The organism is Bowmanella yangjiangensis, from assembly GCF_017255015.1.
GTDB lineage: Bacteria > Pseudomonadota > Gammaproteobacteria > Enterobacterales > Alteromonadaceae > Bowmanella > Bowmanella yangjiangensis.
Genome location: NZ_JAFKCS010000020.1, coordinates 1 through 21255 on the forward strand (window position 1 = coordinate 1; position 21255 = coordinate 21255).

Annotated in this window: 16 protein-coding genes and 1 pseudogene; 13 read left to right on the forward strand and 4 right to left on the reverse strand. The window is 47.0% G+C overall.

From position 1 onward, the window contains the following. From J0A65_RS16860 to gdhA, 7 genes and pseudogenes are all read left to right on the forward strand, one after another. A pseudogene (locus J0A65_RS16860) lies at nucleotides 1–180 on the forward strand (succinate--CoA ligase subunit alpha); the annotation flags it as partial. A gap of 283 nt (nucleotides 181–463) precedes the next feature. After that, a complete protein-coding gene (locus tag J0A65_RS16865) occupies nucleotides 464–1372 on the forward strand; it encodes a glycosyltransferase family protein (RefSeq protein ID WP_206595494.1) in 909 nt (302 codons plus the stop codon). Between the two features lie 132 nt (nucleotides 1373–1504). Further along, nucleotides 1505–1723, forward strand: coding sequence for a hypothetical protein (locus tag J0A65_RS16870; RefSeq protein ID WP_206595495.1), 219 nt, complete (start codon nucleotides 1505–1507; stop codon nucleotides 1721–1723). Nucleotides 1724–1765: 42 nt separating this feature from the next. Beyond that, the gene (locus J0A65_RS16875; RefSeq protein ID WP_206595496.1) at nucleotides 1766–2374 is read left to right on the forward strand and encodes a DUF5672 family protein; all 609 of its coding nucleotides are present in this window, start codon (nucleotides 1766–1768) and stop codon (nucleotides 2372–2374) included. Nucleotides 2375–2549: 175 nt separating this feature from the next. After that, on the forward strand, nucleotides 2550–3077 hold the full coding sequence (locus J0A65_RS16880) for a cytochrome b (RefSeq protein WP_206595497.1): 528 nt from the start codon (nucleotides 2550–2552) through the stop codon (nucleotides 3075–3077). Between the two features lie 465 nt (nucleotides 3078–3542). Then, nucleotides 3543–4874 carry a serine hydrolase domain-containing protein gene (locus tag J0A65_RS16885; protein WP_232850023.1) on the forward strand — a complete coding sequence of 444 codons (1332 nt, stop codon included), beginning with the start codon at nucleotides 3543–3545 and terminating at the stop codon, nucleotides 4872–4874. A gap of 477 nt (nucleotides 4875–5351) precedes the next feature. After that, nucleotides 5352–6704 carry an NADP-specific glutamate dehydrogenase gene (gene gdhA / locus J0A65_RS16890; RefSeq protein WP_206595498.1) on the forward strand — a complete coding sequence of 451 codons (1353 nt, stop codon included), beginning with the start codon at nucleotides 5352–5354 and terminating at the stop codon, nucleotides 6702–6704. A 153-nt stretch (nucleotides 6705–6857) separates the two neighbouring features. On the opposite strand, the gene J0A65_RS16895 is transcribed toward gdhA, so the two are convergent. Continuing rightward, nucleotides 6858–7625: a DUF3307 domain-containing protein gene (locus J0A65_RS16895; protein WP_206595499.1), complete on the reverse strand. Its 768-nt coding sequence runs from the start codon at nucleotides 7623–7625 to the stop codon at nucleotides 6858–6860. Continuing rightward, complete coding sequence (locus tag J0A65_RS16900; protein WP_206595500.1) at nucleotides 7618–8256, reverse strand: hypothetical protein; 639 nt, start codon at nucleotides 8254–8256, stop codon at nucleotides 7618–7620. Before J0A65_RS16900 ends, J0A65_RS16895 begins: the two co-directional genes overlap by 8 nt. 184 nt (nucleotides 8257–8440) lie before the next feature. Here J0A65_RS16900 and glnS point away from each other — a divergent pair, with 184 nt between their 5' ends. Then, nucleotides 8441–10105 carry a glutamine--tRNA ligase gene (glnS, locus tag J0A65_RS16905; protein ID WP_206595501.1) on the forward strand — a complete coding sequence of 555 codons (1665 nt, stop codon included), beginning with the start codon at nucleotides 8441–8443 and terminating at the stop codon, nucleotides 10103–10105. Between the two features lie 66 nt (nucleotides 10106–10171). Here glnS and J0A65_RS16910 read toward each other — a convergent pair whose 3' ends face one another. Continuing rightward, nucleotides 10172–10915, reverse strand: coding sequence for a YciK family oxidoreductase (locus tag J0A65_RS16910; RefSeq protein WP_206595502.1), 744 nt, complete (start codon nucleotides 10913–10915; stop codon nucleotides 10172–10174). 300 nt (nucleotides 10916–11215) lie between these two features. On the opposite strand from J0A65_RS16910, the gene J0A65_RS16915 reads away from it, so the two are divergent. Further along, nucleotides 11216–13801 carry a VolA/Pla-1 family phospholipase gene (locus J0A65_RS16915; protein WP_206595503.1) on the forward strand — a complete coding sequence of 862 codons (2586 nt, stop codon included), beginning with the start codon at nucleotides 11216–11218 and terminating at the stop codon, nucleotides 13799–13801. 106 nt (nucleotides 13802–13907) lie between these two features. Next, a complete protein-coding gene (sohB, locus tag J0A65_RS16920; protein WP_206595504.1) occupies nucleotides 13908–14936 on the forward strand; it encodes a protease SohB in 1029 nt (342 codons plus the stop codon). Between the two features lie 495 nt (nucleotides 14937–15431). Here the strand turns inward: sohB and J0A65_RS16925 are convergent, their stop codons facing one another. Next, nucleotides 15432–16778, reverse strand: coding sequence for a dicarboxylate/amino acid:cation symporter (locus J0A65_RS16925; RefSeq protein ID WP_206595505.1), 1347 nt, complete (start codon nucleotides 16776–16778; stop codon nucleotides 15432–15434). Nucleotides 16779–16906: 128 nt separating this feature from the next. Between J0A65_RS16925 and J0A65_RS16930 the strand changes: the two genes are divergently transcribed. From J0A65_RS16930 to J0A65_RS16940, 3 genes are all read left to right on the forward strand, one after another. Then, complete coding sequence (locus J0A65_RS16930) at nucleotides 16907–19102, forward strand: Ig-like domain-containing protein (RefSeq protein ID WP_206595506.1); 2196 nt, start codon at nucleotides 16907–16909, stop codon at nucleotides 19100–19102. Nucleotides 19103–19245: 143 nt separating this feature from the next. Further along, complete coding sequence (locus J0A65_RS16935) at nucleotides 19246–19734, forward strand: TlpA family protein disulfide reductase (protein ID WP_206595507.1); 489 nt, start codon at nucleotides 19246–19248, stop codon at nucleotides 19732–19734. Nucleotides 19735–19941: 207 nt separating this feature from the next. Further along, nucleotides 19942–21066, forward strand: a complete 1125-nt coding sequence (locus J0A65_RS16940; RefSeq protein WP_206595508.1) for a M14 family metallopeptidase — start codon at nucleotides 19942–19944, stop codon at nucleotides 21064–21066. Nucleotides 21067–21255 lie beyond the last annotated feature (189 nt).

Sequence of the window (21255 nt, forward strand, 5' to 3'; positions counted from 1 at the left end):
TCTTACATAGCCGGTGTCACTTCACAACCACGCAATCGTATGGGAAACGATATCGAAATCATCTCTGGTGGTAAAGGCACGGCTGATGAGAAATTCAAAGCCCTGCAAGACGCCGGTGTTACTACCGTGCGTTCACTGGCTGATATCGGCAAAGCGCTGCGCGAGCGTACTGGCTGGTAATTACCGGTTACGCGCTTCGGGCCGTGAAATGCGAGCTTTGAGCTAAAAGTTAAAAACCCGCTTCGGCGGGTTTTTGTTTATTTGGGCCCTATGCTGTGAAGCCAGTTTATCTCAGTATGAGCATCGAAAGACTTCCTGGGAAAAGCAAATTAAGGGCAGCCAAAGAGCAGCTGCAAGCGCGTTTTTGTGGAAGCCAGGTGTAATAAATCTGGGAGAAAAATTTATAGAGTACTTTTGGAATGGTAAGATATTCCCGTTCATTCTTCTCATAAGTGTATGACTTTTGAAATATTACTGTATTGCCTCTCCACACAAAAATGAACTTTGGTATGACCATCGATTGTATGTAAACCTGAAAGAAGAGCTTTCTGCTTTGGGGTATCATTATCGCGCTGCCGCAAAGAACAGAATATATTTTCTCGGTGCGCCTCAGAGGCATTTTTATCCAGAAGTTGGCAAGTTCGATCCTACGGCGAACAACATTGCTTTGGTCTATTGTCATCCTGAGAAGCTGAATAGATTAGATAGGTTTGAGCATGTCTTTGCTTGCAGCCGTGGCTTTAAGAGTTTTTTGGACTGGCAGAGATGGAAGAATTGGGAGATTTTTAAATCAGAGAAGCCCTTTACGACGAAAAGACCTATTCAGATTATCCCTCCTTTTTCGTCCTTGAAACCGGCAGGTAATACAATGCCCCGGTATCAGTGTGATGTTTCGTTTATGGGGGTGCCTCGTATTAGACCTGCACTCGAAGCCGTGCTGCCGCTTGTGGATGAGCTGAATATCAAGTTAAATCTCTATGGCCCGGGCTGGCACAGTTATCCGGGACAAGGCAACCCAGAGAAGTATTGGATTGCTAAGCAAATTCCTTATGAAGATATACCCAAGCTAGCATTGGGTAGCAAAGTTTGTTTGTTAGATCACCACGACACTATGAACAAGATTGGCTCAATCAGTCATAAGTATGTTGACTTTGTGATGTCCGGAGGGTTTGTGGTGAGCGACTATAACCGAGATGCTGTGAAGAACTATAGCGGTATCTGCTTTAGTGAGCAGCGTCCACTCAAAAGTATTCTGAGCGAGTACTTAAATGATGAAGAAAAGCGGCGCAGACACGTGTTAAAACAGCAATCAATAATGGAAAAGCAGACAACGAAAATTGCTGCTGAGCGTTTAGCCAGTTGCTTTGTGTAGGTTTGAGTTTGTGCAAGTTACTTTTATTTATCTATTCCAGTCTAATTTTATTCGGATTTTAATAGAATTATTTATATAGGAATAATGTTTATCTAATTGATTCTGTAACTTTGTTAAAGGAATAATGATTAAATGTATACGCCTGAATTTTTTCGCTCTCATTTTCTCAATAATGAGTGTTTCAATGAAACAGGGGGGAGTTTTAATTCTGTTGTGAAAGAGTTTTGTGAAAAACTCACCCCTAGAGAGAAGAATAATTCTATCGGGATTGATTTTAGGGAATTCATAGATTGCAAAAAGGAGTGTGAATTTCTTGATGATGAGGTTGCGGGAGTAATAATTGAGAGTTGAGACCATCCTTATCTAGATGTGCTAGTCCTCGAGTTTTACAATATGCTTAAAATACCTATCCAAGTATTTCACGGGCCTTCTAGTAAGTATAAGCTGTTAGAAGGGGGGCTTGGTTCTCTTGTTGATAGTGGTATTGTTAAATTAACTCCTTTGAAGTCTGACAGACTGAAGGCCAGCTCTTATAATGCACTTTTGTTGTCACGTGAATTTTGGTCTCAAATAATTGGTCGAAAGAAAATACTTATTTTTCAGACGGACGCAATACTCTGTAGAAATTCAGATTATAAATTGGATGATTTTTTATGTTTCGATTATATTGGTTCAAAATGGCCTAATGAGAGAGCAATTGGAGTTTGCGTGGAAGGTGGAAATGGTGGCTTTAGTTTGAGAGATTGGCATGCCTGTTATAAGGTTCTTGAACTGTTCCCTTCGCAGTACTGGAGTGGTGCAGAAGATACGTACTTTGCTTTTTTTCTTGAGGTGGCAGGTTTTAATGTCGCCAGTAATAATGACTGCGAAAAGTTTAGCACTCAACACCAGTTCGTAAGGAAAAGCTTCGGTGCACACAATATTAGACTTTTAAAACAGGAAGAGAAAAAAAGATTTCTGGAGTATTGTCCCGAGGCAAAAAGAATTTTGAGTAGGGTGTAAAGATACTTCTTGCTATTTCTTTTTATCTATTGAGCATGGACAGTTTTTCCTTGCTCACAGGCAGTGCTGATTGTCATCTTTTGCGTCTAATGCCTTGTTCGTGAGGATAAGAGTTATGCCGTTTGGCGTATTCAGCGGGTAAAATAGTCTGGTTTGTTTAAGGAGAAGCTTTTAGATGTTGAGAGATAACCAAACCCGCTACGGTGCTATTTCCAGACTATTACATTGGGGAATGGCGTTGTTGATAGTGTGGCAATGCGGTAGTTCATCTGCGCGTTTTTTTATGGAAGATAGCGCCATTGAACAGTTTATGTGGCCAACTCACAAACCGGTTGGTTTGCTGATCTTTGTGTTTATGGTAATTCGTATTGTGTGGGCTGTTATGCATATGTCCAGCCGTCCTGCTGCCGTGAATATGCTGGCAAAATTGGGTCATATCGCGTTGTATGCTTTCCTGTTTGCTGTGCCGCTGTTTGCCTTGCTTCGTCAATACGGTTCAGGGCGGACATTCGAGGCCTTTGGCATCACAGTAATGCCTGGCTTTGAAGGTGAGAAGATCGAATGGATGCTTGAGCTAGGCAATAACTGGCATGGCCTGCTGGGTTGGACATTGTTTGCTTTTGTTGCGGGTCATATATTGATGGCTTTTGTGCATCGCTATGATGCGGGTAAGCAAGACATTATCCGTAGAATGTGGCGATAAGGGCAAAAACAAGCGAAGTATTCTGAGCCCGCTCGGCTTTCGAATTATTTTTTTGTGATTGAAGCCGCCTGTTATGCAGGCGGCTTTTTTGTTAAGGCTGATACCTTGGTCAGACAGTTTGATTTTAGTTACTAAGCGTTTTTCTGATTCATTGTGTTGGCATAACTAGGTAAGCGAACTTTTTACTGAGTTCTAAAGCGTCAAAATGTCTAGCTATCTGAAACGACAGACGGATAACGAGCCTACCAATATGAACTATATTGAGAAGCGATGCTGGCGTGGGGTTGCATGGTCTGGTTTAAATCAATGAGGGAGCATATTTGATGAGGTATTTCAGTTCTAAAACGTTGACCTTTGTCACAATTGCGTTTCTGGCGGCCGGTCTCTACCAAAGGTAAACATCCTGCTTAGTGAGTATTTTTGCAATATCTATATTCTGAGCCTGACTGGCGTGTTGGAGGTGTTATGAAAAAGCTATGCGGTATTGGTGGTTTGGCTATGGGAGTGGGCATTTTGCTGGTTAGCCAAGCCGTGGCGAACACTGTGTCAGATTTTCCTGATGCGCGACAAAGTGACCCTGCTAAGTTGGGTTGGATGGTTGGGTCTCCGCCGCCTGCGGACAAGATTCTTCGTTTCGACGACGGCAGTTACTTTCGTTTTCCACAAATGCGCTGGAGTGTATCGAACTTCCGACAACTGATGCCTACCGTTAATGTCTCCAGAGGGATCGGTAACCCCTCTCCACTTAAGGCTAAGTTGCGCGATGATCTGGATGAGGTGCAGTTTACGCCTATTGGACGCACCTCTGCTATGACCTGGCAGGCATCGCTACTGGAAAACTATACCGACGGTATCTTGGTTATGCACAAAGGCACTGTTGTGTATGAGCGTTATTTCGGTGTGTTAACGCCACAGGGACAGCATGCTGCGATGTCTGTCACCAAAACCTTCGTTGGGACGCTGGCAGCGTTACTGGTGGCTGAAGGGAAACTGATACCGGAACGAAAGGTGTCTGAATATGTGCCGGAACTTGAGGCGTCTGCATTCGGCTCTGCGACGGTCAGGCAGGTTATGGATATGACCACCGGCATCCGCTTCAGCGAAGATTATGCCGATCCTAACGCCGAAGTGTGGGCCCATGCAGCAGCGGGGAATCCGCTACCCAAGCCAGCGGATTATCAGGGACCTCGCTCCTATTACGACTTTCTGAAAACCGTAACTGACGAGGGTAAGCACGGTACAGCCTTTCATTATCGCACCGCCAATACCGATGTTCTGGGCTGGATACTCGCCAGAGTGACAGGTAAGCATGTCGCGCAGTTGTTGTCGGAGCGAATCTGGCAAAAAATGGGGATGGAGCAGGATGCTTATATGTCGGTGGACTCCATAGGCACGCCCTTTGCTGGCGGGGGACTGAATTTGGGCCTGCGAGATTTGGCCCGTTTTGGGGAAACGATTAGAAATGATGGTTATTTCAATGGACAGCAAATATTGCCGAAGTCTGTGATTGCTGATATTCGCAAAGGAGCAAGCCAAACGGATTTTGCAGCCGCCGGTTATGCCTTGCTAAAAGGCTGGAGTTACCGGAATATGTGGTGGGTCACCCACAATGCTCACGGTGCATTTATGGCCCGGGGCGTTCATGGGCAGGCGTTATACATTGATCCAAAAGCCGAAATGGTCATCGCCCGGTTTGCCAGTCACCCGGTAGCGGGTAATGCCGCTAATGATCCCATATCGCTAGCGGCCTATCAGGCATTGGCTGAACATTTGCTTAGCGAGCAAACCACGCCCTGAGTTGAAGGCTCTTATGACGGTTTTTTTATGCTGTATCGCGATATCCTTGCTTGCCCTCAGTAAAAATCTTTACTGAGGGAATTTATCCTCACAAACTAATGAAAACGCTATTTTATTAGCGCTTTCCTCCTGCTTTGGGCGGGTTTTCTAACTGTATTACCTAAAAGTCGTACTTGTAATTTTCTATCAGCTGAGGATACTGGGGCGCTCATTTGGTGTGACAATAAATGCTAACTGCAGATAAACAAGTCAAAAAGCTCCGCATTTACGGGGTATGGCCTTATTAAAACTAAACGCAGCTTTGCCAATGAATACCAGACAGTCGCATTAATAGCGGCGGGGCTTTTATGCACCATGGTATAACCAGCTAAACTGGCATCGGTTTGACCCTACCTAACGCTCATAACAATTAAAAAAAATCAGATTAACTGTTTGTTATTTCGTGACTTTTGAAAAATGGAAAAGGGTTAATAAACGATGACATATATTCATCAAACGATAACGGATTTAAAGTATAGCAGCCCGGCCCAGGCCGAGTTTTATCAGGCTGTGGAAGAAGTGCTGGATTCATTGGGGCCCATTTTGGAAACCAATAAAATTTATCAGCAGCAGGCAATTATCCAGCGTATCGTCGAGCCTGAACGTCAGATCATGTTCAGGGTACCCTGGGTTGATGACAAGGGCGAAATCCAGGTCAATAAAGGCTATCGGATTGAATTTAACTCGGCGCTTGGCCCTTATAAGGGGGGGCTTAGATTTCACCCCAGCGTTAACGCAAGTATTATTAAGTTTCTGGGCTTTGAGCAGATTTTTAAAAACGCCTTGACGGGGTTACCTATAGGTGGCGGCAAAGGCGGCGCGAACTTCGATCCTAAAGGACGGTCTGACGGCGAAATCATGCGTTTTTGTCAATCTTTTATGAATGAACTTTATCGCCATATCGGTCCCACCACGGATGTGCCAGCGGGGGATATCGGCGTAGGGGCGCGTGAGATTGGCTATATGTTTGGCCAGTATAAGCGTCTTACCGGCCGCTATGAGGGTGTACTCACAGGTAAAAGTTTGTTGTGGGGCGGCTCTTTGGTCCGCAAAGAAGCCACCGGATATGGTGCGGTGTACTTTGCTGACTTTATGCTAAAAGACCGCGGCGATAGTTTGCAGGGGAAACGCTGCCTGGTGTCAGGGGCAGGTAACGTGGCCATTTATGCAATGAAAAAACTCTATCAACTAGGCGCTACGCCAATCGCCTGTAGTGATTCATCAGGCACGCTCTACCATGATAAAGGCATTGATTTGGCCTTAGTAAGGCATCTCAAAGAAGAGCAGCGCAGCTGTTTAAAAGAATATCTCAACGCCCATCCTGACGCCCTGTATACGCCCAGAAGTGACTACCCAGAGGATGGACACGCAGTATGGCGCTACGCCGCTGATGCGGCTTTCCCTTGTGCTACGCAAAATGAACTGACCGGCGCGGATGCGCAAAGCTTGTTGGCCAATGGTTGTAAGCTGGTAAGTGAAGGTGCCAATATGCCGTCTACTCAGGAAGCGGTAAACGCCTTTATTGCTGCGGGCATTGCCTACGGACCAGGTAAAGCGGCGAATGCCGGCGGTGTGGCTACCAGTCAGTTGGAAATGGCACAAAATGCGAGTATGCAGAACTGGACATTCGAGCAGGTAGATAAGCAATTGCAGCACATTATGAGGAACATTTTTGTGACCGCGAATGACACCGCTAAAGCCTTTGGCCAAGAGGGTAATCTGGTGCTGGGTGCGAATATCGCCGGATTCCGCCGGGTTGCGGATGCCATGATCGAACAAGGCGTTGTGTAGCTATATTGCGTTTTATGAATGTGGTGATGTTTTTGGTTAACTGAGCGTCAGAGCCCCTGAGGCTCAGTTATTCTTGTTAGCCTTAAATTTAAAGCTGCCTTGCTTTGCCAGCTCAGAGAGTTGGGCTGAAAATCTGTGCTTTGGAGCTTCTGGCTACGAAGTCAATGCTGAATTAATTGCCAACCCAATCTCTAATGTGGCCAGCCCCAACAGCAAACTAATACTGACACTAAGCAGGGTTCCCAGCATCACATATTCGGTGAGTCGTCGGTCTTTTTGGCGGGTAAGATCGCCAAATCGAAAGACGGATTTGGCCGCCATTAAAAAGCCGATGCCGGAATATTGTCCCAGTAGTACAAAGGTCAGGATAAGCACTCGCTCCAGCACGCCGATAGCATGACCGGCATTGGGTAAGCTGCCTTCGTTAATGTCTAGTGTCCACTTTCTAAGTAAAAGCGCAATCAAGACCGAACTGGGGCGCATAATCAGCAAATAGGCCAGCAGGACGAGCAGATGGGGGGGACTCCACAGCCAGGTCCACAGAGAAGCCAGCCATGGCCAGTATGATGACAGTTGCATGGCAATGGCCATCAGCACGATGAAGTGTAGGAGTTGGTCCAGCAAAAAGTAACGGGCATAAGGCGGACAAAAGGATTTTGCCAAATCAATCAAATAATGGCTGATACCTACCAGCAGGGCTAACCAGATTGGCTGCCAGAATGCAGGACCCCAGCCGTATGCCCATTCCCAACTGAAAATAACCAACCAGGCGAGCAAGGCATGCACCAGGGCATGACAAAATAATTTAGGGGAACGGTGGTGGTGAGCCAGGCGCTCATTAATCCAACTGACCGGGTGGAAGAAAAAGTCACCCAGCAAATGGGCGGTCAGCAACGCCAGGATAAGTAGCAGTTCATCCATGAAAATACCTGTCGGTTAATTGTTCGCTGTAAAGGATAACCTGCATCAGTAGATCATAGTGGCCCTGGTTAAGCAACTTGGTTGCGTTAACTCTGGAGGTATGCAAGTGTTTGGCCACGGCTAAATGGCTTTTATCTTCAAGAAGCAGATATTCCTGTAAAGCCTGAGCCTGGCGCACTGTCATCTGTGATATCAGGGCATCGGTTTGGCGCAGAGTAATGCCCATATGCCAGTTAAAGTCATCCTCTGTACTTTGGACATTCATGCGCTGGCCCTGAGGCAGACTGTCCAACCCGGTACCCGATAAGGTAAAGGCTTCGCCTGTTGCACTTTTTACGTCCGGACGCGGGTTGCTGATAGTACCTATGCCCACACTTAAGCGGCAATCTTGTAGCTGGCTGCGCATGGCGAGCCTAAGCAGGATAGCGCTGTGGGCCCAAGCTTGTGGTTTATTCAACAGGAGCTGGAAGGCATCACCACGATAGACATTGTATTGTCCAGCGTCCCTGCGGCATAGATAGCGTAAGGTTTGGTCTAAAGCATAAAGTAAGGCGTCATATTCATTGGCAGGAATCTGGCTGGACGCCACTAAGTCGCCAGTTAAAACCGCATAGACTTTTGATTTTTTCATGTAACCTCCGGTGGTTACTTTTATGTATGTAACCTAATTTAGTTACTTTTAGCCAGGTAATCAACTGGGGTTACATCAGTCGGGCGGGGCTCGGCTGTGAAAGCCGCTATCTGGCTGCTGTATTCCCGTCACAAACTGGTATACTAGCGTTTTGTTGATAAACCTAATAACGACAGGGGTAGTAATGGCCGAGACCGACATTCGTCCGACCAATTTTATTCGTCAAATCATTGATAAGGATCTGGCTGAAGGGGTACACAATCATGTGCATACACGTTTCCCCCCTGAGCCCAATGGCTATCTGCACATTGGTCATGCTAAATCCATTTGTTTGAACTTCGGTCTGGCCCAAGATTATCAAGGGCAATGTAATCTGCGATTTGATGACACTAACCCCGAGAAAGAGAACATTGATTACGTTAATTCCATTAAAGACGACGTAAGCTGGCTTGGTTTCTCCTGGGATGGCGAAGTGTGCTATTCCTCTGATTATTTCGACCGTTTACATGGCTATGCCGTGGAACTCATTGAAAAAGGCTTAGCCTATGTGGAATTTTCCAGTCAGGAAACGATGCGTGAGTTGCGTGGCACCTTAAAAGAACCTGGCAAAAACAGTCCATACCGTGATACGACAGTCGAAGAAAACCTCGACCACTTTGCCAAGATGACCGCGGGTGAATACCCGGAAGGGCATTGCGTATTACGGGCTAAAATTGATATGGCGTCACCATTTATGTGCATGCGCGATCCGGTGATTTACCGGGTTAAGTTTGCCCATCACCATCAGACGGGTGACAAATGGTGTGTGTATCCCATGTACGATTTCACTCACTGTATTTCGGACGCTATCGAAGGTATTACGCATTCTCTGTGTACACTGGAGTTCCAGGATAACCGCCGTTTATACGACTGGGTACTAGATAATATCAGTATTGAATGTCACCCCCGTCAGTACGAATTTTCTCGTCTGAATCTGGAATATACGGTGCTTTCAAAGCGCAAGTTGATCCAGTTGGTTGAAGAGCAACATGTAGAGGGCTGGGACGACCCGCGTATGCCAACCATTGCCGGTTTGCGTCGCCGTGGTTATACACCTGCGTCTATTCGCGAGTTTTGCAAACGTATTGGCGTGACCAAAATGGATAACATGGTGGAAATGGGCATGCTGGAAGCCTGTATCCGCGATGACCTGAACCAAAATGCCGCGCGTGCTATGGCCGTTCTGGACCCCCTGAAAGTCGTGATTGAGAACTACCCAGCGGACCAGGTGGAAATGCTCAGTGCCCCTAACCATCCGTCAGATGACAGCATGGGCACCCGTGAGCTGCCCTTTACCCGTGAAATCTACATTGAGCGTGAAGATTTCCGTGAAGAAGCCAACAAGAAGTTCAAACGATTGGTGTTAGGTAAAGAAGTGCGCTTGCGTAATGCCTATTTCCTCAAAGCCGAGCGGGCCGAGAAAGACGAACAAGGCAATATCACCACACTTTATTGTACCTATGATGCGGATACCTTAGGCAAGGATCCTGCCGATGGTCGCAAGGCTAAAGGGGTTATTCATTGGGTATCGGCTAGTCATGGTGTACCTGCTGAAGTGCGTTTGTACGACCGCTTGTTCAAAGTGCCGAATCCGGCCGCAGAAGAAAGCTTCACTGATAGCATCAACCCTGCGTCGATGACAGTGGTGCAAGGGGTGCTTGAGCCCAGTTTGGCCAACACCGAACCAGGTAAAGCACTGCAGTTTGAGCGCTTAGGTTATTTCTGCAAAGACAAGCGTGCCGACAAACTGGTCTTTAACCGTACCGTGGGTTTGCGTGATACCTGGGCCAAAATCGAAGGCCAGGAATAAGTCGCAATATAGAATAAAAAAGCAGTGATGGTGTTTGCCATCACTGCTTTTATGCTTGAGGCCTGTTTACTTTGGCTGAGCGTCAATACTCTGGCCGTTCACCCCTTTGCTGTTATCTGCCATCAGATACACATATAACGGCATAATATCTTCTGGTGTTTTCAAAGATTCTGGCTTCTCACCTGGATAAGCCTTGGCACGCATTTTCGTGCGGGTTGCGCCGGGATTAATGCAGTTAAAGCGGATAGGGGAGTTAGCATACTCATCTGCCAGTACCTGCATCATGCCTTCAGTGGCAAATTTGGATACAGCGTAGGCGCCCCAGTAGGCTCTGCCTGTCCTGCCGACACCAGATGACGTGAATACAACCGACGCACACGGCGCGAGTTTCAACACAGGCAACAAGGCTTGAGTCAGCAGGAATTGGCTAGTGAGGTTAACCTGCATAATATCCTGCCATTCTTTTTCTTCTATTTGGGCAAACGGCCTTAAATAGCCTAATAAGCTGGCATTATGCAATACCCCATCCAGCTTGCCGAATTGCTCAACAATAGTTTGCGCAAACTGCTGGTAGTGGGTGGAAGTCGCACCATTAAGATCAAGTGGTACAATGGCGGGCTCTGGACAGCCAGCCTCAACAATTTCATCGTAAACCGCTTCAAGTTTACTGACTGTACGACCCAACAAAATGACCGTGGCTCCGGCCTTTGCATAGGAGAGTGCGGCAACTTTCCCAATACCGTCACCGGCTCCGGTAACCAGGATCACTTTGCCCTGCAGGGCTTCTTCCGCTGTATCATATTGCTGCATAAAATAACGGTCCAAATACATGAAAACCGGCGGATTCTAGCATTTAATTAAGGTGCTGTATGAGAAAAATACCTGAACATCCTGCTGTCACAAACAATTAACAAAACTTTGCAAATGGCTAGCAAAGTCAATAATATTGCATTAACGTTAACTGGTCATACTTGTTGGGATAACGCAATGAAATCCTGGCTTTGACCGGCTAAATTACGAGCAAAAGGCCCTTTTTTACCCTAGTGCCGACAAGGACAAATCCGGTCGGATGGTGGAACAAGAACAAAAAACAGGTTTTGGGGAGACACAATGAAAAAATTAGTAATCAGCGCTGCAGTAGCCTCTGTAATGGGGCTGTCTGGATGTGGAGGCGGTGAGTCGTTAAGCGACATCCAGTCTGATGCCGACAAGGCCCCTGCCAAACCCTTTGCAAGGATAGTGTTCGATCCGGCCGCCTCCAAGCTAAACGTACCCAATGATTTGTTAATGATCCCAGATACCAGTTTGGGCTTCTTTGACTTTACGATTAATACCGCCAGTGATGCTGATTTTAATCCTGCGGACCCGCAATCGGCATTGACGGCTTTGGATGGCTGGTCGACTCAACATCCATTTAAGATTGATATCAATGTGCCAAGTGGTGTCAGCCTGGATACATCCAGTGTTAGTGCTAATTCTATTCGTCTGTTTGAGTCGACACAGGCGTTAGAGGGTGATGAACCCTTATGTCAGGCTATTGCGGCTGAAGTTGCAGCGCCAGGATTGCCCTGTGTATTAGGTGATGAACTGGTGTGGGGTGTTGATTACATCGCACAGATGCCAGCTGGCCAAACTGGGTCGGTTCAGTCGGTTCAGGTTATTCCCTTGAAACCGCTGAAACCGGGGCAAGGTTATATGCTGGTTGTGACGGATGACCTTAAAGACAGTGATGGTCGCCCTGTGAAAGGGTCTTCCAGTTGGGAGTTGGCTTCTCAGGATCCGAACACTGCACCCTTAGGTTCAGATGCACAGAAGCAGCTACAGAACATTCTGAATTTCTTTATGACTCTGCTTGGCGGTGAAGGTTTGGAGCGGGGGGATGTCTCTTATGCCGCCTATTTCTCAACACAGTCCGCTGGTAAGGTGTTATCTACCGTAAAATCTATGCAAATTGCTCAGTTTGCTCAGGCCGTCGGTGCTGGAATGACGCCACAAGCTGCCGCAGCTCAGTATTTGCCTGTAATTCAAATTGGTAGCGCCCAGGCACCCGATGTCTATTCCGCTCTTGCTCCTCGCGCTTTAGGTGAGCAGATGTGGGCTCAAGTAACGGCACTTGGACTGAACACATGCTCAGGCCTCGTAGCTGGCTTGCAAAACGCTAACCCACAAATTGCCGGAACGGCAACACAAGTATTTAGTCAGCTTGGCATGTACTGCGCGGCACAGATGCGTCAGGGCAGCATGCAACTGGATTACTACCTGAGTAAAACTCACCCTACCACTGATTGGTGGCGGGCTGCTTGTACTAACGGTGCTATGCTGAAGAGTATGGGGGCCGCTGCTATTGGTAATGTGGTGGCGGCTGGCTTGACGGGGCCTTACAATGAGCAGTGCCAGGCGTTATCGCAAGGGCAGTTGTTTGACCTTGATCTGAAAACTGCTGGTGTTATCGCCTTTGACGATCCGCGTCACTTAACCAAGGTTAGCCCTATCCCTAGAACCAACGGCAAGGAAACTCTGACCGTACAAGTGACGGTACCTGATCCAAATTATGCCAATATTATCAATGCGCAATTAGGGCAACCGGCGATCAGTAAGCCTGCCGCTGGCTGGCCGGTAGTGATACTGCAGCACGGTATTACTTCTAAGAAAGAAGATATGCTTGCAGCGACAGGCGCATTGTCTTTAGCGGGTTATGCTACGGTGGCTATTGATCATCCGTTACATGGTAGCCGTGGTTTTGTGATTGATGGCAAAGTGGTTAATGCCAGCAGTGGAACCGGCGGCAGCCCGACTGATTATCTGAATCTGACTAGCTTGCTTAGTGCCAGAGACAATATGCGTCAGAGCATTGCGGATATTCTTGGTTTACGTTTGGGCTTAAATGCTGATGTGGATCTGTCTAACGGCAGTACTACCTTGTTGGATGGCACTCAGGTGTCTTTTGTTGGCCATTCTTTGGGTGCTATTACAGGGACGGGAGCAGTAGCCCTAGCCAATACAAGTTTTGGGGAACCTCTGGCAGCTTTCGATGGCATGTATAAGATTGAAGCCGCCACGTTGGCCAATCCTGGCGGTGGGGTAGGTGGTTTCCTTATGGAGTCTGCATCCTTCTCTCCGTTGATTAAGGGGTCCTTAATGGCAAAGGCATCACCCGAATTCCAGGCCGCTTTACAGCAGTATATGCAGGCAAATGGAATTCCTTCGGTAACTCCTGAACTGTTGACCGCATTTTATCCATTGTTTGAATCTCAACTGACTGCTGAACAACTAGCCAGTGCAAACGCTACTTTTGCGAGTTTTACATTCGCAGCTCAAACGTTAATCGATGCTGGTGATCCTAACAACTATGCCATGGCATTAGCTGCGAGCACTCCAGTACATATGATTGAAGTGGTGGGTGGTAACCAAGTTAATGGTGAAGTGAGTAAACCTGATCAGGTGATTCCAAACAAAACCACTTTACCTCTTGCCGGTACAGAGCCTTTGGCCAAGCTGATGGGATTATGGCCAGCGGTAGTGTCAGATACGCAAGGCAGTGGTTTAGTTCAGTTTGCGGAAGGAAGCCATAGTTCGCTGCTGGACCCAGGTCCAAGTGTGGCGGCAACCACCGAAATGCAAAAGCAATTGGCGACCTTTATGGCATCCAAGGGGATGTTGATTAATATCACTGATACCAGCGTGATAGCTCAGTAAAAAAACGCTGCATGCAGTTAATAAAGCCAGGTCTTTGACCTGGCTTTATTTTTAGGTAGATTGCCCCCACATAGAGTGGGTATGAAAATCATGGGAGTAATAGATTTTGGAATTCCTTTACGAATACGGACTGTTTGCGGCTAAAGCGATAACACTGGTTGTGGCGCTGCTATTAGCCGTCGGTGGCGTCATTGGCCTGGCCAGTCGTCAGAAGGCAGCTAAAGGTGAGTTAGAAATAAACTCGATATCCGAGCGTTTGGACGAGCTGAAACTGCATGCCAGTCAGTTAATTCTGAGTAAGGAAGAATGGAAGAAGCAGGAAAAAGCAGACAAAAAGCAAAAGAAAGCAGAGCAGAAAAAATCCAAGGAGGCTGCAGATACTCACAAGGCCAACTTGTTTGTAGTGGACTTCAAGGGCTCTATGGATGCACATGAAGTCGATGCTCTGCGCGAAGAAATCACGGCAATATTATGTATTGCCAAGCCAGAAGATGAGGTTTTGGTGCGCCTGGAAAGTGGTGGCGGTGTGGTACATGGTTATGGTCTGGCAGCATCACAATTACAGCGTTTAAGAGATGCCAATATAAAGCTGACCGTCTCTGTGGACAAGGTAGCTGCTAGTGGTGGTTATATGATGGCGTGCGTTGCCGATAGGGTGGTTGCGTCTAAATTCGCCATCATTGGTTCTATTGGCGTCATTGCCCAGCTTCCCAATTTTAATAAACTGTTGAAAAAGCACGACATTGACTGGGAGCAACATACCGCCGGGCAGTTTAAGCGCACCCTGACAGTATTCGGAGAAAACAATGATGAAGGTCGTCAAAAGTTTCGAGAAGAACTGGAAGAAGTGCATAAGCTATTTAAAGCCTTTGTGCAGGATCACCGCACAGAACTTGACCTGGATAAAGTGGCCACGGGTGAGTACTGGTATGGCACGCAAGCTTTAGAACTGAAGCTGGTTGATGAGTTACAGACCTCGGATGATCTATTGCTCAAAGCCAATCAGGATAAAAAGATATTCCAGGTAAAATACACGCAAAAGAAAAATCTGATGGAAAAGTTGGGTAAGAGCGCAGGGATTGCACTGGAGTCCACGATAGGCAAGCTCTGGCAAAAGTCCCAGCACCCTTTATAAAACTCATTCCTTTTATACATTATGCCGCCCCGGCGCTCTGCTGAGGTGGCATAACATCAAGTGCTTTAACTTTTACCACAAAGCATTGTTCGAATTGCATCGAGCTGGTCGTTGATATAAGACGCTAGTGTTTACTCTGTTAATAAAGATCAGACATCCCTGCTATGGAATGTATTTTTATCTGTTGGATGAAATGCTTGTTGGTGCCTTGGTTGGGAGTTCTAGCGTAGGGTGGTTTTAAACATGCTGGGGAGGGAGCAAGATAAAGCCAAGGGAACATTTCTGACCGTCCATCCATGGACATCGCTGATGAGTATTCCCTAGTGCATCAGCATATCGTCCATCCATGGACATCGCTGATGAGTGTTCCCTACCACATCAGCATACCGTCCATCCATGGACATCGCTGATGAGTGTTCCTTACCACATCAGCATACCGTCCATCCATGGACATAAAAAACCGCGGATTACCGCGGTTTTTTGTCTTAAGCGTATCTATTTATTTTTGTCGAAGTGCTCAAAATCGACATTTTCTTCACGAGCCCCAGCATTGGGATCGTTATAGGTATCAAGATCCAGTTCACCTTCGCTCTTTGCCACAATACAAGCTACAGTGCAGTCACCGGTGACATTGACCGCGGTACGGGTCATATCCAGCAACCGGTCAACCCCGATAATCAGGGCAATACCTTCCACCGGCAAACCAACCTGCTGCAACACCATCGCCAGCATAATCAGGCCCACGCCGGGCACACCTGCCGTACCAATGGATGCCAGGGTCGCGGTCAGGATCACCATCAGATAGTCCGAAACCGACAAATCCACTCCATAGACCTGAGCAATAAATACCGTGGCAACACCCTGCATAATGGCAGTGCCATCCATATTAATAGTGGCGCCTAAAGGTACAGTGAAAGAGGCTACGGTGTTCTTTACACCCAATTTGTTGCGCGCCGTTTCCAAAGTAACCGGCAGAGTGGCGCTACTACTTGAGGTACTAAAGGCAAATAGCGCAGCGTCGCGCATTTTGCGGATCATAATGATTGGATTTAAACCGGCTAACAGCTTAAGTAGTAGCGGGTAGGAAATAAACGCATGGACCAATAGTACAAACAATACTAAGAAGAAGTATTTCAGCAAACTCGTGAAAGTGTCAAAACCAATAGTGGCAAACAGTTTGGCCATCAGAGCCAACACGCCGTAAGGTGCTAAGTTCATTAGAATGGTCACCAGGCGCATAACGACTTTGTTTAAATCTTCGAACAAATCGCCAAGCCGCTTACCGGCACTGCCTGACATGGCCATGGAAACACCAAATAACACCGAGAAGACAATAATTTGCAACATGTTTCCCTCAGCCATGGCATTGATCGGGTTAGTGGGAAACATATTGATGATAACGTCAGACAACGAGGGCGCTTCTTTGGCTGTAAAGCTTGTGTTGGTATCCAGGTTTATACCCTCACCTGGTGACACAATTAACGCGAAAGAAACCGCAATAGTGATCGCCAATGCTGTGGTAAACAAATAGAGTAAAATTGATTTTCCGCCCAGACGCCCCAGCTTGCTTGGGTCTGAAAGGTTGCAGGTACCACAAACCAGTGATACAAAAACCAGCGGAACCACCAACATTTGTAAGCTGGCGATAAAGATTTTACCTATGATATTAAATATACCTTCCACCAGAAGCGTATACGTAGAAATCTCCAGCCCTAATACCCGGAAGGTGAAATCTCCGCTATCATCAAACAGGGCTCGAAGCAGGGTTCCGATGAGGATCCCGGCTAACATGCCGAGGAAGATTCTGGTGGTAAGACTGTACTTAGTTGCAGTAGAGGCCATAGATGTCCAAGTCGTTATAGTTATAAGCGGCTAAGACTAACAATTTTGCCGGATAAGCTGAACTTAAAAAACATCGAAATCAGCTAAACAGCTTATTCCAAAGACAATCAGAGGTTAGGGAGAAAAGAATGAGGTCAACCCTTAAAGTCGCAGCCATCTATTTGCTGAGCCTAATGCTCGTTGCCTGCGGCGGCGGCGGTTCATTGAGCAACGACGGAGGGGGGAATCCAACCCCCAGTTCATACAGTATTAGTTTCTCTGTTGTTGATGAGCAGGGCGGTGCCGTTGATCATGTCAACGGTGAGTTGTCAGCATCAACACCCTGGACCGTGCTTGCTAAAGTCACAAAAGATGGCAGTGCACAGTCGGGTGTAACCGTTACCTTTACCCTGGCCGATGGTGAAGTGGCCAGTTTGTCGAAGGGCAGTGACACCACTAATAGCGATGGTGTTGCCGAGGTGCAAGTATTGGCCGGTGGTAAAAAAGGCAGTGTGGTGCTTGCAGCCAGACTAACTGACAATACCGAAGCAACCTTATCTTTTGATTCAGCTGGCGATGGCAACTCATCAACAGTGGAGATTGCCAAACTAAGCCTGTTTGCCAGCTCTACGCAATTACCTTCTTCAGGCTCAGATGAAATTGAATTGATTGCATTGGTACAAGATGCATCAAACGCTTTACTGGAAGGTGTTGACGTTCAGTTTTCCGCTTCATCCGGCCAGCTAAGCACTGGAACCGCGACAACCGCTGATGATGGAACCGCTCGTAAAACTCTGACCACTTTAAATGAAGCGGAGAACCGTGAGATTGAAGTCAAAGCCAGGGCGGGTAATAAAGAACAAATCTTGCTGGTTAAAGTCGTAGGTACCAGTGTCAGAATCAATGGCCCGTCTTCGGTGATTGTGAATGACGAAGCTGAATTTGCCATTACCGTGACCGACTCGGATGGTAAGGGCATAAATAATGCTGCAGTCAGTCTGGCAGCAACTAATGGAACCTTTGTCGGAGATACTGCTAACCTGAAAACCGACGGTAATGGTCAGATTCTGGTGCGTTATCGGGCGAGTGCTTCAGGGCAGGATACAATTACTGCATCGGCATTAAATGCCCAGGCCAGTTTCGTGGTGAATGTGCAGCAAGATAACTTTGCTTTCCAAGGCCTCCCGAACACCAGCGTTAAGCAGATCCCTATTAATACCGATTCCATTATCACGATTAACTGGAGTAAAAATGGTATTGCTTATCAGGGGGGCACAGTAAGTTTCAATGCTTCTCGCGGCCAGTTTAACAATAGCTCTGTGACTACCAACAGCTCGGGCCAGGCATCGGTAACGATCCGTTCAAGCAATGCCGGTGTATCGGCTATCTCTGCCGAAGGTCGCGACAGCAATGGCAATGTTGTTACCGCCAGAGCAGAGGTCGAATTTGTAGCTACGGTTGCCCATAGCATTATTGTTGATGCAACCCCAGACGTGGTTGGTCCGGATGGACAAACGGCGACCATTACTGCCTTGGTTCGTGATCCTGACGGTAATCTGGTTAAAGGTAAACAAGTTAACTTTACGGTTGACGACACCTCTTCTGGTAAATTGTCACCCAATTCCAGCGTAACAGATAGCCGCGGTGTTGCTACCACTGTCTTTACTTCAGAAGCCGTATCCAGCAATGAAGCGGTAAGAGTGACCGCCACTGTTGCAGATACACCATCAGTGACATCATTTACTGACTTGACCGTGGGCGCCAGAGCCTTTGATATTACTATAGGCACGGGTAACTTTATTGTGGTGCCAGAAGGCGACAACACCAGTTATATGAAAGAGTTTGCGGTATTTGTTAGTACTTCAAATGGTGCCCCGGCCAAAGATGTTCGACTAACTGCATCAGTTATGCCTTTGCCACTTAGTTTGGGTGGAACATATTCAAAAGGCTACTGGCAGTGGAATGCCATATTGGAAGTGTGGGAGCCAATAGTGACGGCTGTTTGTGATAACGAAGATATTAATGCCGATGGTGTATTGGATGCAGGTGAAGACACTAACAATGACACCTTCCTGACTCCTGGCATCATAGGTACGCTGAAGTTTGCTGATAACAACAATGTTACCGACGAAAATGGCCGTGCTACTCTGGAGTATCGCTATCCCAAGGACAGGGCACCTTGGACCACGGTGGTTATTCAGGTTAACAGTGAATCAGCACGCAGCGAAGATGCTGAAGATCAGCGCTACACATTAGATTACTCAGCCGAGGAAGCCAATAACGAGAATGGTAGCATGGCACCAAACTGGTTTGGTCGCGGCCTGACCTGTACCGACCGGCTGTAACTCGGTCAAATTTAGAAAAACCGATGCCATGGCATCGGTTTTTTTTTATGTCCGGTCGATTAAATTTAGCGGCCTGTCTGATTCTGCTTTTTTAAACCTTGTGCTTTGGTAAGGTGCATTAAAAAAGGAAGTCATCTGGATATATGAATAGACATCTGTCTTCGGCGTTACGTTGGTTGGTACTGCTCGTTGCCTTGGGAGTTTTGTATCAATGGCAAACCCGAAACTTGTTAGAGACGGGGAATCAAGTACCTGACACACATTTACCTTTGTTATCCGGCGGTAGCAGCCCATTAACGGAAGAGGGTAAGCCAACACTGGTATACTTTTTTGCCCCCTGGTGTTCCATTTGTGCCGCCAGTATCGGTAATCTGGAGGCGCTGGAAAGTGATGAGCTGGTGATTCGCCGCGTGGCTATGGACTATGCCTCACTTGAGGATGTCAGTGATTTTGTCAGAGACAACGAAGTGTCCGGGGATGTGTTGATAGGCCATGAAGGACTTAAACAGCAATTTAGAGTGTTAGGTTACCCCACTTATTACTTGCTGGATGCCAATCAGCGGGTGGTTGCTAGTGATATGGGCTATAGCACCAGCATGGGACTGAAAGTCAGAAAAGCGCTGGCTTTGTGATTAACCTTTCGGCTCAAAAGAAGTGAAGCTTTTCGACTACAACATTTCTATTGCTAACTATTTGCGACTTAGATTTCAAATCTGCGGCTAAGGCTGAAAGGGCCATGTGGCTTGGGTTGATTGGCAAAACAGAGGGCTTTTAGTTTGTGAGAATTGTTGTACTTTATGTTAGATTAGCGCCGTCATTCACCTAACGTCATATTTACAATGAGAATAAGCTGCAATTTTGATAGCGGTAATATCCAGGTTGTTCGGGCTGACAGCCCGGATGACATTCAATTAAGAATCAATAAAGATCATCAATCTGACTTTTATCAGTGGTTTCACTTTCGCTTAGAAAGCCAGCCTATGGTGAATCATAAGCTGCATATCGGTGATTTAGCCAAATCTGCCTATCCTGACGGATGGAAAGGATATCAGGCGGTTGCGTCGTATGACCGTCAGGAGTGGTTTAGGGTGGATTGTCAGTTTGATGGCGATACGCTAACTATTGACCACACACCTGAATATGCCACTACCTATTATGCCTATTTCGCTCCTTATTCTTATGAACGTCATTTGGATTTGCTTGCCTGGGCACAAACCTCTTTCGACTGTGAGTTAAGCCACCTTGGTGAAACACTAGACGGCCGTGATATGTCGCTGCTTACTGTGGGACATGCGGAGCCAGGCAAAAAAGCCATTTGGATAGTCGCTCGTCAGCATCCGGGAGAAAGCATGGCCGAGTGGCTGGTCGAAGGATTGCTTGAACGATTACTAAATGAAGATGATGGTCTGTCCAGACAATTATTGGACCAAGCCGTATTTTACATTGTGCCGAATATGAACCCGGATGGTTCAGTGCGCGGACATTTACGTACTAATGCTAAAGGCATCAACCTTAATCGTGAATGGGCACATCCTTCTTTAGAAAACAGCCCTGAGGTTTATTACGTCCGAAACAAGATGCAACAAACCGGTGTGGATATGTTTTTAGATGTGCATGGTGATGAAGCATTGCCCTATAACTTTGTCGCGGGTGGCGAAGGTATCCCTAACTACAGTGATAAAATTGCGCAACTGGAGAGTACCTTCAAGCAAGCGTTGTTGACTGCTACGCCAGAATTCCAGGACACTTACGGCTATGCCAAGGACAATCCTGGCGAAGCGAATCTGACGGTCGGTTCCAATGCCATTGGCAACGATTTTCACTGCTTGGCCTATACCTTGGAAATGCCGTTTAAAGACAATGCTGAGTTACCTTGCGCGGCTTATGGTTGGTCGCCGGAACGCAGTAAACAGCTAGGTAAAGACGTGTTAATCGCCGTGCGCGCCGTATTAAATCAGCTTTAACTGAGACCATATGCCGGGACTGGACGCCCGGCATTTAATTGGGAAGGGAAAGTTCCCAAAAAATAATAAGCGGCTAGACCGCAAGGTGGTGTAGTTTTGAATGCATACTCCACTGGTTGCAACAGGTGGTTATCTGCCTCTAACTCTATAACGATAACAAAAGGGGAAAGCGTTGGAATCCTTCAATCA

Bases quoted from the DNA above. Each gene is read 5' to 3' on its own strand.
- J0A65_RS16870 (WP_206595495.1), top strand. From the start codon at position 1,505: ATGTATACGCCTGAATTTTTTCGCTCTCATTTTCTCAATAATGAGTGT.
- J0A65_RS16875 (WP_206595496.1), top strand. From the start codon at position 1,766: ATGCTTAAAATACCTATCCAAGTATTTCACGGGCCTTCTAGTAAGTAT.
- J0A65_RS16880 (WP_206595497.1), top strand. From the start codon at position 2,550: ATGTTGAGAGATAACCAAACCCGCTACGGTGCTATTTCCAGACTATTA.
- J0A65_RS16885 (WP_232850023.1), top strand. From the start codon at position 3,543: ATGAAAAAGCTATGCGGTATTGGTGGTTTGGCTATGGGAGTGGGCATT.
- gdhA (WP_206595498.1), top strand. From the start codon at position 5,352: ATGACATATATTCATCAAACGATAACGGATTTAAAGTATAGCAGCCCG.
- J0A65_RS16895 (WP_206595499.1), bottom strand. From the start codon at position 7,625: ATGGATGAACTGCTACTTATCCTGGCGTTGCTGACCGCCCATTTGCTG.
- J0A65_RS16900 (WP_206595500.1), bottom strand. From the start codon at position 8,256: ATGAAAAAATCAAAAGTCTATGCGGTTTTAACTGGCGACTTAGTGGCG.
- glnS (WP_206595501.1), top strand. From the start codon at position 8,441: ATGGCCGAGACCGACATTCGTCCGACCAATTTTATTCGTCAAATCATT.
- J0A65_RS16910 (WP_206595502.1), bottom strand. From the start codon at position 10,915: ATGCAGCAATATGATACAGCGGAAGAAGCCCTGCAGGGCAAAGTGATC.
- J0A65_RS16915 (WP_206595503.1), top strand. From the start codon at position 11,216: ATGAAAAAATTAGTAATCAGCGCTGCAGTAGCCTCTGTAATGGGGCTG.
- J0A65_RS16925 (WP_206595505.1), bottom strand. From the start codon at position 16,778: ATGGCCTCTACTGCAACTAAGTACAGTCTTACCACCAGAATCTTCCTC.
- J0A65_RS16930 (WP_206595506.1), top strand. From the start codon at position 16,907: ATGAGGTCAACCCTTAAAGTCGCAGCCATCTATTTGCTGAGCCTAATG.
- J0A65_RS16935 (WP_206595507.1), top strand. From the start codon at position 19,246: ATGAATAGACATCTGTCTTCGGCGTTACGTTGGTTGGTACTGCTCGTT.
- J0A65_RS16940 (WP_206595508.1), top strand. From the start codon at position 19,942: ATGAGAATAAGCTGCAATTTTGATAGCGGTAATATCCAGGTTGTTCGG.